The 11,244-nt window shown below is 69.3% G+C and carries 11 protein-coding genes; 7 read left to right on the top strand and 4 right to left on the bottom strand.

The window, feature by feature from the left end; translation table 11 throughout:
- Positions 1 to 8: 8 nt before the first annotated feature.
- Positions 9 to 560 (bottom strand): TetR/AcrR family transcriptional regulator, encoded by a 552-nt coding sequence (locus ACZ41I_RS36040; RefSeq protein WP_468516090.1) that lies wholly within the window; start codon positions 558 to 560, stop codon positions 9 to 11.
- A 166-nt stretch (positions 561 to 726) separates the two neighbouring features.
- Between ACZ41I_RS36040 and ACZ41I_RS36045 the strand changes: the two genes are divergently transcribed.
- The 4 genes from ACZ41I_RS36045 (at position 727) to ACZ41I_RS36060 (ending at position 5,412) form a co-directional block, all read left to right on the top strand.
- A complete protein-coding gene (locus ACZ41I_RS36045) occupies positions 727 to 1,464 on the top strand; it encodes an ABC transporter ATP-binding protein (protein WP_468516091.1) in 738 nt (245 codons plus the stop codon).
- Positions 1,461 to 3,884, top strand: a complete 2,424-nt coding sequence (locus ACZ41I_RS36050; protein WP_468516092.1) for an ABC transporter permease — start codon at positions 1,461 to 1,463, stop codon at positions 3,882 to 3,884. The genes ACZ41I_RS36045 and ACZ41I_RS36050 overlap by 4 nt, the downstream gene beginning before the upstream one ends.
- Before the next feature lie 183 nt (positions 3,885 to 4,067).
- A complete protein-coding gene (locus tag ACZ41I_RS36055; RefSeq protein ID WP_468516093.1) occupies positions 4,068 to 5,012 on the top strand; it encodes an MBL fold metallo-hydrolase in 945 nt (314 codons plus the stop codon).
- 151 nt (positions 5,013 to 5,163) lie between these two features.
- Positions 5,164 to 5,412, top strand: a complete 249-nt coding sequence (locus ACZ41I_RS36060) for a hypothetical protein (protein WP_468516094.1) — start codon at positions 5,164 to 5,166, stop codon at positions 5,410 to 5,412.
- A 16-nt stretch (positions 5,413 to 5,428) separates the two neighbouring features.
- Here the strand turns inward: ACZ41I_RS36060 and ACZ41I_RS36065 are convergent, their stop codons facing one another.
- Positions 5,429 to 6,199, bottom strand: coding sequence for a methyltransferase domain-containing protein (locus tag ACZ41I_RS36065; protein ID WP_468516095.1), 771 nt, complete (start codon positions 6,197 to 6,199; stop codon positions 5,429 to 5,431).
- A gap of 28 nt (positions 6,200 to 6,227) precedes the next feature.
- On the opposite strand from ACZ41I_RS36065, the gene ACZ41I_RS36070 reads away from it, so the two are divergent.
- On the top strand, positions 6,228 to 6,680 hold the full coding sequence (locus tag ACZ41I_RS36070) for a MerR family transcriptional regulator (RefSeq protein ID WP_468516096.1): 453 nt from the start codon (positions 6,228 to 6,230) through the stop codon (positions 6,678 to 6,680).
- 486 nt (positions 6,681 to 7,166) lie between these two features.
- On the opposite strand, the gene ACZ41I_RS36075 is transcribed toward ACZ41I_RS36070, so the two are convergent.
- Positions 7,167 to 7,295, bottom strand: a complete 129-nt coding sequence (locus tag ACZ41I_RS36075; protein ID WP_267911787.1) for a hypothetical protein — start codon at positions 7,293 to 7,295, stop codon at positions 7,167 to 7,169.
- A complete protein-coding gene (locus ACZ41I_RS36080) occupies positions 7,292 to 8,431 on the bottom strand; it encodes a PucR family transcriptional regulator (protein ID WP_468516097.1) in 1,140 nt (379 codons plus the stop codon). The genes ACZ41I_RS36075 and ACZ41I_RS36080 overlap by 4 nt, the downstream gene beginning before the upstream one ends.
- A gap of 87 nt (positions 8,432 to 8,518) precedes the next feature.
- Here ACZ41I_RS36080 and ACZ41I_RS36085 point away from each other — a divergent pair, with 87 nt between their 5' ends.
- Positions 8,519 to 9,577, top strand: coding sequence for a ferredoxin reductase (locus ACZ41I_RS36085; protein WP_468516098.1), 1,059 nt, complete (start codon positions 8,519 to 8,521; stop codon positions 9,575 to 9,577).
- Positions 9,578 to 9,584: 7 nt separating this feature from the next.
- Entirely contained in the window at positions 9,585 to 10,703 is a 1,119-nt protein-coding gene (locus ACZ41I_RS36090) for a fatty acid desaturase family protein (protein ID WP_468516099.1), read from the top strand.
- The last annotated feature ends 541 nt before the right edge of the window (positions 10,704 to 11,244 follow it).

Below are 11,244 nucleotides of genomic sequence, written 5' to 3' on the forward strand. Positions count from 1 at the left end.
CAGCACGTTCAGCCGGTGGCGTCGATGCTGGGCTGGGTCAGGGTCCGGAAGATCTCGTCGACCTCCTCCGGCGTGCTCTGCGGGCTCTGGGCGAGCCACCATGCGACGAGGGCCATGTGGGCGGCGACGATGAAACGGGCGAGGGCTTCTGCGGGAACGCCCCTGCCGGTGTTCGCCGGCAGGTCGCCGCGGACGACATCGAGAAGAAGCTCCTCGATGTGCTTGAGCACGGGACGCAGGCTGCTTTCGGTGAAGACTGCTCGTGCCAGATCCTGTTGCTCCTGGATATGGCGCAGGAACGGCAGGCTGAAGCGCAGCGGCCCGTGGTGTGATCCCCTGCTCCCGTCCGTGGGGCGCCCGACCAGCGTCCGGAGATTGGCGAAGCCGTCCGTCAGCAAGTCGTCCTTGTTCACGTAGTGGTTGTAGAAGGTGGAGCGGCCTATGTCCGCGCGGTCGATGATGTCCTGGATCGTGACCGCTTCGTACCCCTTCTCGGCCATGAGGTCGAGCAAGGCCTTCCGCAACGCCTGCCGAGTACGGCGGACCCTGCGGTCCGGCATTGTGACCACTGTCACCCCGCCCTTCTGAACACCGCGGGCCGATCTTGTTCGGTTCCGGACGACCGGCCCCGGATTGCTTCTTGTCCAGCCTCTGCTCGTGGACATTCACTTCTTAGTGAACTGATGTCCAGAAACAGACTAACGTCCAGCAGGGCCGGTGCCACGTATGAGCATGAGGAAAAGCAAGACAGGCGATCCGACGATCGCCGCTCGGGGACTCGTCAAGACCTATCCGATGCCCTCAGGCGATGTCACCGCACTCGGTGGCATCGACCTGGACGTCGCCGCGGGTGAGTTCGTCGCCGTGGTCGGCCGGTCCGGCAGCGGCAAGACGACGCTGCTGAACCTTCTGGCGGGGATCGATCGCCCCACCGCCGGGGAGATCGTCATCGGCGGAACGGCTGTCCACGAGCTGAAGGGCTCACGAATGGCCGCCTGGCGCGGCACGGCGATCGGCCTGGTGTTCCAGTTCTTCCAGCTGCTGCCCACCCTGACGGTGGCCGAGAACGTGATGCTGCCGATGGATCTGTGCGACACCTTCCCCACGCGGCAGCGTCGCGCTCGGGCACTGGAGTTGCTGGGGCGGGTCGGCATCCGGGACCAGGCCGGCAAGCTGCCCTCCGCGCTCTCGGGCGGACAGCAGCAGCGCGCCGCGATCGCCCGGGCCCTGGCGAACGAGCCGCCGGTGCTGCTGGCCGACGAGCCGACGGGCAACCTCGACTCGGCCACCTCCGACGGCGTGCTGGACCTCTTCGCGGGGCTGGCGGCGGACGGCCGGACGGTGCTGATGGTCACCCACGAGCGCGACGTCTCCCGACACACCACCCGGCAGATCACTCTGGTCGACGGCCTGATCAGCAGCGACGTCGCGACCGGGGAAGCCCGAGAGGACGTGCTGTCATGACACTCCTGCGGCTGCGGAAACTCGCCCGCGACCTGTGGGCCACGCGCGCCAGGATCGCCATGATGACGATCGCCATCGCGGTCAGCGTGCTCACGGTGATCGCGTTCCTGTCGGCGCGAGCCGTCATCGGCCGGGAGATCACCCGAAACTACGCGGACACGCATCCGGCTTCGGCGACTCTGCATGTCCCCGGCGGTGTCGACGGGGCCGCCCTCGCCGCCGTACGAGCCCAGCCGGGCGTCCTGGACGCCGCCGCCCGCGCCATCGTGGAGGCGCGGATCAGGGTCGGCGACGGGCCCTGGCGCGTCCTGGTGCTCTTCGTCAGCTCCCCGGTCGATCCGCAGCGGATCAACAAGGTCGCAGTGGAGGAGGGGAGTTGGCCCCCACCCCGGCGCGCTGTGCTGCTGGAACGCACCGCGCTGGACTTCCTCGGCGTGCACACCGGTGAGCGGGTGGTCGTCCAGGCGGCCGGTGGGGTGCCTGCTGTCATGACCGTGGCAGGGGCCGTGCACGACGGTGGCGTCGCGCCGGCCGGGCAGGAGCAGACCGCTTACGGCTACGCGACCACTGCGGCCCTGGCCGCACTGGGCCTCCCCGGGACGCTCGACCAGGTGCGCATCGTCGTGGGTGACCACTCCACCGCCGCCGACGACCCCTCCGTCATCGACCGCACCGCCCAGCGCATCGCCGCCGGGCTGAAAGCCCAGGGCCACCCCGTCAGCGGCATCGACATCCCGCCACCGGGACGCCACCCCCATCAGGGGCAGATGGTCATGGTCGGGTTCGTGATGCTGGCGTTCGGCCTGATGGCACTGCTGCTGTCGTCCGTCCTGGTGGCCACCATGCTGGGCGGCATGCTGACCGCCCAGATCAGCCAGATCGGGGCCATGAAGGCGGTAGGCGCCCGCACCGGCCAGATCCTGAGGATGTACCTGACCCAGGCGGCCGCCATCGCGCTCACCGCCACCGCGCTCGCCTTCGCACCGGGCCTTGCCCTCGGGCGTGTCCTGGCCGGGCAGGCAGCGCGACGGCTCAACCTCGACATCGCCGACGCGTCCCCTCCCGGCTGGGTTTACGCGGTCGCCCTGGCGGCGGGCATCGGCGTGCCACTGCTGGTGGCCCTGGTGCCGTTGGTGCGGGGCAGCCGCATCACCGTACGCCAGGCCATCGACGACCACGGAGCCGACATCGCTGTTCCCGGCGGCCGTCTCGAACGGGTCCTGACGCGTCTGCGCGGCCTCGGCCGCATCCGGATGATGGCCCTGCGCAACATGTTCCGGCGCCGCGGGCGCCTGGCGCTCAGCGTCGGACTGCTCGCCGTCGCCGGCGCGATGTTCCTCACCGGCCTGAACACCGCGGGCGGCTGGAACTCCCTGGTGGGCCAGGGGATCAGGCAACGCAGCTACGACCTGGAGATCCGCTTCGACAGGTCCTACCCCGCCGACCGTCTCACCGCACTCGCCCGCTCCACCCCCGGCGTGCGGGACGCCGAGGGCTGGGGCCGGACCGCCACAACCGTGCACCACCCCGGACGCGTGGACGTCGCCCACGTCTATCCCGACGAGAGCCACGACAGCTTCACGGTCATGGCACCGTCCGCCGACACCCACATGATGCGCCTGCCGCTCATGGCCGGCCGCTGGCTGCGGCCCGACGACACCGGCGCCGTGGTGCTGAACAACCTGGTCCCCGGCCAGCAGGCCCCGGGCATCGGCGTCGGCGACAGCATCACTCTCACCGTCGCCGGACGTCCCGTCACCCGCCGGGTGGTGGGAGTCGTCTCCGACTTCGGCACCCTGGGCACGGCCTATCTCACCGACCGGGACTACGCGGCCATCACAGGCAGGCCGGGGCAGGCGGAGATGCTGCGCGTCGTCACCGGCCGCCACGACGCGGCGACCCGCCAGTCCGTCCTGGACCGGCTCGAGCGCACTCTGGCCCGGGCGGGGGTGGGCGTCCAGCAGTCCACCACCCTGGACACGCTGCGGGTGGCCCTGGACGGACATGTCCTGGTCCTGGCCGACACCCTGATCGCCCTCGCGATCCTCATGGGTTTCGTCGGGCTGCTGGGCCTCGCCTCGGCCCTGAGCACCAGCGTCCTGGAACGCACCCGCGAGTTCGGCGTCCTGCGCACGCTCGGCGCCACCGGCTCAGCGATCCGCACCGTCGTCCTCACCGAAGGCGTCCTGACAGCCACACTCAGCCTGGTGATCGCGACAGCCGCAACCCTGCCCCTGACCTGGGTGTTCGGGAACTTCATCGGCAACCAGGCCTTCCGGCAGGACCTGCCCTACGACTTCTCCCTGCCGGCGCTCGCCCTGTGGACCCTGTTCACCCTCGCCGGTGCCGCCGTGGCCGGGACCGCGGCAGCCCGACGCGCCTCCCGCGCAACCGTCCGCCAAGCCCTCAGCACTGTGTGAACCCCCAGCGAAGGAGCTGAACCGTGAGCCGTACCCGCACGATCCTGCTGATTCTCCTCGGCCTCGCCCTCGTCATGGCGACCATCCACTTCGCCGTCAACGGCCTCCCGGCCCTGAACAGCCTCAACCCCCACGCCCGCTGACCCACTCACCCGCGACATCCCCTGTGCGCTACGGAGACTCATGCCCACCATCGTCCCGCCCCCTTCCCAGCCCGCCCCCGTTCAGGTGGGCGCCCGCATCGTCGTTCCCCTGGTGGAAGCGGTCGGCCCGGCACTGCCTGCCCGCACCACCTACCCGCAGCTGGACCCCGGAGAACTGCGAGACCTGCTCACCGCTCACGGAGACACCTACAGCGACCCGTCCCGCACCCATCTGCGCATGGCCTCCCAGGGATTCGCCATCCTCGGAGCAGGACGCGTCATCCTCGTCGACACCTGCCTCGGCGGAGCCAAGCCCGACCGGCCCCGCCCCAGGGCCGGGTTCACCTCCCGCTGGCCCTCCGCCCTGAGTGCGGCGGGGATCAGCCCGCAGCACGTGGACACAGTGATCAACACCCACCTGCACCACGACCACGTCGGCTGGAACACCACCTTCGTGGACGGGCGGTTGCGCCCCACGTTTCCCATGGCCCGCTACCTGATCACCCGGGAAGAACTCGCCCACGCGTACGGCGTCAGGCCGCCCACCCACATCGTCGACAGCGTGCTGCCGCTCCGAGCCGCGGGACAGCTGGAACCGTGTGATCCAGACACCCGCATCGACCACGAGATCAGGCTCGTCCCGGCACCCGGGCACACCCCTGGCCATGTCCTGGTCGAAATCACCAGTCAGGGACAACGCGCCGTACTTGCCGCCGATCTGATCCACCATCCCCTCCAACTGCGCCGTCCCGACGTCTCTGCAGCGATGTGCACCGACCCCCACCAATCCGCCGCCACCCGTACGCGGATCCTCCAGCAGTACGCCGACACCGACACGCTGTTCCTTCCGAGTCACCTCCCGCGGGGCGGCTACCTGCACAGCGCCCGCAACGGGTGGAGACTTGGCCGCGGCCTGAGAACGTCGTCGGCCTCAGCGGGCAGGACGCCGAGCGAGTACACGGCGCATACGCCGCCATGGACGTGACGGGCTGGTACGTGATCGTGCCGTTGGCCTTCGCCTCGCTGCTAACGGGACTCGTCCAATCCCTGGGCACCACATGGGGGCTGTTCCGCCACTACCGGGTGCTGGTGAAGCTTGCCCTGACGGTCGTCGCTAGTTCCTCTTGCTGCTGCACATGCAGGTTGCCGACCGAGTGGCGGACGCGGCGGCACGGGCACCGCTGTCCGGCACCGACCTCGACGGGATGAGGGTCCAGCTTGTGTTCGACGCCGCCGCTGCCGTGGCCGTCCTGCTCACGACCACGGCCCTGTCGATCTACAAGCCGCGCGGTATCACGCGATACGGATGGCGGGTGCAGCAGGCACAGCGAGCCCGCCGACCCGACGGCGCGGGCCTGGACGGGGCCGCCGCGGCGCGGGCCTGAGCATGCTGTCGCCGCCTCAGCGTGGTGCGGTGGCGGCGGCCACGAACATCGGGAGCGCCAGGAAGAGCCGGTCGGCTTCGGCCCGTGCCCGCTGCTCGGCGATCCAGCCGTCCGTCTGCTCGCGCGTGACGGCGCCCGCGGACCAGGCGCCCTCGGCCAGTCCGGCCAGCAACGGCAGCATCATCGGCCCGGAAAAAACACCGGTGTGCACCTCGACCGTCACATCGTGAAAGCCGGCGTCCAGCAGCAGATTGCGGTACTGGCGGGCGGCGCGCGGGCCTGCGGTCAGGTCGGCTCGGGCGTGCACGATCGTGCGAGTGAGTGCCGGGTCTGCGGAGTCGATGACGAAGGTGTCCCAGTCCTGCCCGATCAACACGATCCGGCCACCGGGCGCGAGAACCCGGCGGGCTTCCACCAGCGCCGTCCCCGGCTCGGGCAGTTCGTGGAACACCTTGTCGGCCCGATAACCCCCCATCGAGGCGTCGGCCAGCGGCAGCTCGTACGCTCCGGCGACCCAGAAGTCCGTTTCTGGCCACCGGCTGCGGGCAACGGCGATCATCTGCTCGTCCGGGTCTACGCCGACGGGCTTCACTCCCCGCTCGGCGAGCTCCGCCACGGCACGCCCGGCTCCACACCCGACGTCCACGACGGGCGTTCCGGGCGCGGCGGCGAGCAATTCGTAAGTGCGCACGCGGAGTTCTGCGGCCCCTGGCAGCCGGTCGGCCGCGTCGAGCAGCGTGATCAGTTGGTCCGTCGACGACTGTGTCGGTTCCGTACTCTTGGTCATGTGCGCCAGGCTGCGACTTAATGTCGGCATGAAGTCAAGCGACGACCCGACGCCTGTCGCCGACGAGGGCAGGCTCTTCAGCATCGGCGCCCTGGCGGAACGCTTCGGTCTGGCCACGCACGTCCTGCGCCACTGGGAGGCGATGGGTCTCCTGGCCCCCTCACGCGACGCCGCCGGCCACCGCAGCTACGAAGCCGCTCATCTCACCCGAGTCGCCGTCATCCTGCGCGCCAAGGAAGCCGGGCTGTCCCTGGACACCATCCGCTCCCTGTCCGCCACGGCCGATCCCGCGGAACGACGCGAGCTTCTGCGCGAGGAGGCGGAGGCCCTGCGCTCCCGTATCGCGGCCGCGCAGGCGTCGCTGGAACTCATCGAGTGCGCGCTCGACTGTGGTCACGAGGACTTCACTCAGTGCGCGCACTTTCGGCAGATGGTCGCAGAGCGCATCGGCCCCGACGCCCCCGTGCACGTCCCGGTTTGATCCGCGAGTCCAGGGCGGCCGGATCGCTCCGGCCGCCCCCGGTGACAGCACTGGAGTGATCAGCTCGCCCACTGAAACCCCTCCTCGGGCACTGGAGCCCTTACGGTCCCACCTACTGAACGCCCGCACCGCACCTTGGGCGCCCACAACCGTCCAGGAGCTCTTCGCGACCGGTTCAATCGCGGCACACCGACCTGGTGGGTCATCGGAAAGATGTCGACCTGAGCGATCTTCGGAAAACCCGAGGTCAGATCCCATTTCCTGGCCCATCGCCATGCATGTGGGCGCCCAGGGAGGCAAACGGGCGTCACGGCCGACAGTCCGCCCTTTCCACCCGGTCGCTCCAGCCTGCGCCAACACCCTGCTCGACGCGACCGGCGTCCTCCTCGGCCAACTCCCACTCAGTCGCGACCGGGTGTGGCTGGTCGTGACAGACGCGGGCCTGACGGATCGGCAGGTGGGCGACTCGTGGTGGAACGCTCCCTGTCAGCCGACCTGCTGCACCTTGATCGCGTCGCTCACCCGAACCGTCCCGGCTGCAAGGACGTCCAGGTAGACACCGAGCACGATGCCGGGGTCCGCCGGGAGTTCGTGGACGGTCGAAGTACGCGTCAACTGGCCCGAAGACCGACCGCCAGCGTCAGTTCAAGGACCCGGTGTGGCGATGCGAGATCCGGAAACAGCTCCCGAAGCTGCGACATCCGGTACCGGACTGTCTGAGGATGGACGAACAACGCCGCCGCCACCTCGTCCCGCCTGCCCTGGTGCAGCAGCCACGCCCGCAACGTCTCCTCCAGCCGCCGTGCGGTCGCGACAGGCAAGGTGTGCAACGGTGCGAGGGCTCGGGCACGCAGGTCTGCGTACGCGTCCACGTCGGCGCTCAGCACCAGCTCGGGCAGGTGGTCCTCGGTGTCGCGGATATCAGAGGAGAGGGAGCGCGCGCGAAGGGCTCGTGCGTACGAGGCGGACGCACGAGTCCAGGGCCGGGCCGGGCCGACCACTGCGGTGCGGTCGGTCAGCTGCCGCAAGAGATGTGATCGGTCGGCATCGGGGACGAGCAGCACACCGGTGGCGTCCTGCAGATCGTCGAGGACGAGGGTGCTCGGGTCGAGCGCGCGGTAGGCAGGCCGGGCCTGGGCGGCGGGCAGCAGGACCGCCGTCAGCGTAACCGGAGGCTGCCATCCGGCCCGTTGAGCAGAGGCCAGCAGCACGTCCGGGCTCGCGCCGGCGAGGAGGTCGCGGGCCAGGTGTTCCAGGTGGCGCTCATGGGCCCTGCCCCGGGCGGCCAGTTCGTCGGCGTGGCCCGCGGCGCTCGCGGCGGAGAGCTCGTCGATGTAGGCGAAGGTCAGCTCGGCGAACTTGGCCACCTCGGCGGCGGGCAGACTTGCGGACACGGCGCCCGCTGCCAGGCATCGCCAGGCCACGCGGGCGCCGACGCGGTAGGCGCTGAGCAGGGCGTCCATCGAACGGCCGTCGCGCACCTCGCCGCGGCCCAGCTCGTAGGCTGCGTCACCGGCGTCGCCGCCCGTGGCGTTCCCGCTCGCGAGGTCCAGGTAGTACCCGAGGGCGGTGCGGACGGCTCGGCGGATGGTGCCGCCCATGCTGCCCGAAAGGGCGTTGGCGTAGGAAGGGACCTCGTCGATGATCGCCTGGACGACCTCGTCGGCGGTGGTCTTCAGCGCGGCCCGAAGTGCGGTGACCGTCGTCTCATCCAGGGCCAGTTCGCTGGCCCTCTGGGTTACACGACTCACGTTTTTATTCCCTGCGAACAATTCTACCCACCAGATTCACGTCCTACGGTCAGGACTTTACGCCCTGAGACGCAGCAAGCTGGAGTCATGACGAGTGCAGCCCTTCGCAGCAGGGCGTGGAAACTGCTGGAGATGGTCACGACGCCGCTGCTGCCGTCGGACTACCTCGACCTGGTCAGCCCACTGCGTGCGGGCGCCGACCTGCGTGGGCGCATCGAGGCCGTGTACCCCGAGACGGATGACGCCGCGACTGTCGTGATCAGGCCGGGACGGGGCTGGCGCGGCCACACAGCCGGTCAGTACGTGCGGATCGGGGTCGACGTCGACGGGGTTCGCCTGTGGCGTGCCTACTCCATCACCTCGCCGACGAACCGCCAGGACGGCCGCGTCACGATCACCGTGAAGGCGATCCCGGACGGCAAGGTCAGCAACCACCTGGTCCGCAGGGCGAAATCAGGCACGTTGATCCAACTCGACCAGGCGACCGGCGACTTCGTGCTGCCGCAGGCCAAGCCCGCCAAGGTGCTCTACCTGACGGCCGGCAGCGGCATCACGCCCGTGATGGGCATGCTGCGCGACACCGACTTCGACGACGTCGTCATGGTCCACTGCGCGCCACGGCCGCAGGACGTGATTTTCCGCAACGAACTGCACGATCTGGTCGCGGACAAGAAGCTGCGGCTCATCGAGGTGCACACCGACACAGACGGCATGCTCGACATCGCCCGTCTCGACGAACTCGTGCCCGACTGGGCCGCGCGCGAGACCTGGGCTTGCGGGCCCGCGAGCCTGCTCGACACCGCCGAAGAGCACTGGAGCGGGCACGGCGTCCAAGAGCGCCTGCACACCGAACGCTTCCGCCCCGGCATCGTCGTCGCCACCGGCGACGGCGGCGAGGTCACGTTCCGCGCCACCGGCAAGACCGTCGACGCGGACGGCGCTACGCCGTTGCTGGACGTCGGCGAGGAGGCCGGCGTGCTCATGCCCTCCGGGTGCCGCATGGGCATCTGCTTCGGCTGCGTCACACCGCTCAAGGCGGGCGCCGTCCGCGACCTGCGCACCGGCGAGATCACCGAGGCCGAGCCGGGCGTCCTCATCCAGACCTGCGTGTCCGCCGCGGCGGGCCCCTGTGACATCGAACGGTAGGAGCACTTTGACCGCCATCGACCCCACCGCCCACCTGACCGCGGAGCAGATCGAGGAGCTGGGCCGCGAGCTGGACGCGATCCGTGACGAGGTGATCGCCGGCCGCGGGGAGAAAGACGCTGCCTACATCCGTAACGTCATCTCGGCGCAGCGCAAGCTCGAGCTGGTCAGCAGGGGCGTGCTGCTGTTCTCGATCTTCCCGCCCGCGTGGCTGCTCGGCACCGCCGGTCTGTCCGTGGCGAAGATCATGGACAACATGGAGATCGGCCACAACATCCTGCACGGCCAGTGGGACTGGATGCGCGACCCCAAGATCCACTCCACCACCTGGGAGTGGGATCACGTCTCGCCGGCCGACCAGTGGAAGCACTCGCACAACGAGCTGCATCATACGTACACCAACGTGATCGGCAAGGACAACGACCTCGGCTACGGCATCATGCGCGTCGACGAGGACCAGGAGTGGCACCCGTTCCACCTCGGCCAGCCGCTGTGGAACTTCATCAACGCCTGCTTCTTCGAGTACGGCATCGCAGCGTACGACCTTGAGCTCGGCAAGAACCTGCACAAGCGCCGCCGCAACAGCCCGGAGTTCCGCGCGCGGGCCAAGGCCGTGGGCCGCAAGATCCGCAAGCAGGTACTCAAGGACTACGTGATCCACCCGCTGCTGTCAGGCCCGTCGTTCCTCACCACGCTCGCCGCCACGTTCACCGCGAACCTGGTCCGCAACATCTGGTCCCACTCCGTGATCATGTGCGGGCACTTTCCCGAGGGCGTACAGGTCTTCGAGCGCCGGTCGATCAAGGACGAGACGCGCGGCCAGTGGTACCTGCGCCAGATGATGGGCTCGGCGAACATCAGCGGCAGCAGGGCCATGCACTTCATGACAGGCAACCTGTCGCACCAGATCGAGCACCACCTCTTCCCGGACCTGCCGAGCAACCGGTACGCCGAGGTCGCGCTGAAGGTGCGCGCGCTGTTCGAGAAGTACGAGCTGGAGTACGTCACCGGACCGCTGCCCAAACAGGTGTTCTCCGCGTGGCGCAAGGTCTTCCGGCTCTCGCTGCCGAACAAGAAGCCCGAGGTCAAGACGCCGGACCGTGAGCAGGAGCTCGTCGCCGCCTGATTGTTACAAGCGCCTGGCTCACCAACCCGAGGTCAGGCGCGCTTGTCCGCAGGATCCAGAATCGCCACGCACTCCACGTGATGCGTCATCGAAAACACGTCACAAGGTGTGTGGACGGTAGGGGAAGCTGCAGGTCACATGGGGTTCTCCTGCCTTGGGCGCGGGCTGTGAGGCGGCCGGAGCGTCAAATGAGCGTCATGTCTGACGGACTTTCTCTCCTCCTTTGGCCGGTACACCGGGCTGTCCGCGTTTCTGATGCCCGTGGCCGTCATCTTGCTGCTCGGGCGGCAGGTCAGCAGCTGGAGGTGCTGCGGGATGCCCGGCGCAGCGCTCGCCACCGGGCCGCCCGGGCCGACCCGGTGGGCCGGTGATGAGGCTGGACATCAGGACCGACTCGTCGCCGGGTTTCACCTCGTGCACATCGGCGTCCGCCCCCGGACGCCTGCCCGGGCTATGGCTCAGGCGTCGATGATGACGGGGATGATGAGGGGCTTGCGGCGATAGGTGCGGAACGCCCAGTTCGCCACGGCGCGGGCGAGGA

The sequence above is a fragment of the Streptomyces sp. NPDC030799 genome, from assembly GCF_055572255.1.

Excerpts from the sequence above, each read along its gene's own strand:
- ACZ41I_RS36060 (WP_468516094.1), top strand. The coding sequence starts at position 5,164 with ATGCAGGTTGCCGACCGAGTGGCGGACGCGGCGGCACGGGCACCGCTG.
- ACZ41I_RS36085 (WP_468516098.1), top strand. The coding sequence starts at position 8,519 with ATGACGAGTGCAGCCCTTCGCAGCAGGGCGTGGAAACTGCTGGAGATG.
- ACZ41I_RS36050 (WP_468516092.1), top strand. The coding sequence starts at position 1,461 with ATGACACTCCTGCGGCTGCGGAAACTCGCCCGCGACCTGTGGGCCACG.
- ACZ41I_RS36045 (WP_468516091.1), top strand. The coding sequence starts at position 727 with ATGAGCATGAGGAAAAGCAAGACAGGCGATCCGACGATCGCCGCTCGG.
- ACZ41I_RS36070 (WP_468516096.1), top strand. The coding sequence starts at position 6,228 with ATGAAGTCAAGCGACGACCCGACGCCTGTCGCCGACGAGGGCAGGCTC.
- ACZ41I_RS36065 (WP_468516095.1), bottom strand. The coding sequence starts at position 6,199 with ATGACCAAGAGTACGGAACCGACACAGTCGTCGACGGACCAACTGATC.
- ACZ41I_RS36055 (WP_468516093.1), top strand. The coding sequence starts at position 4,068 with ATGCCCACCATCGTCCCGCCCCCTTCCCAGCCCGCCCCCGTTCAGGTG.
- ACZ41I_RS36040 (WP_468516090.1), bottom strand. The coding sequence starts at position 560 with ATGCCGGACCGCAGGGTCCGCCGTACTCGGCAGGCGTTGCGGAAGGCC.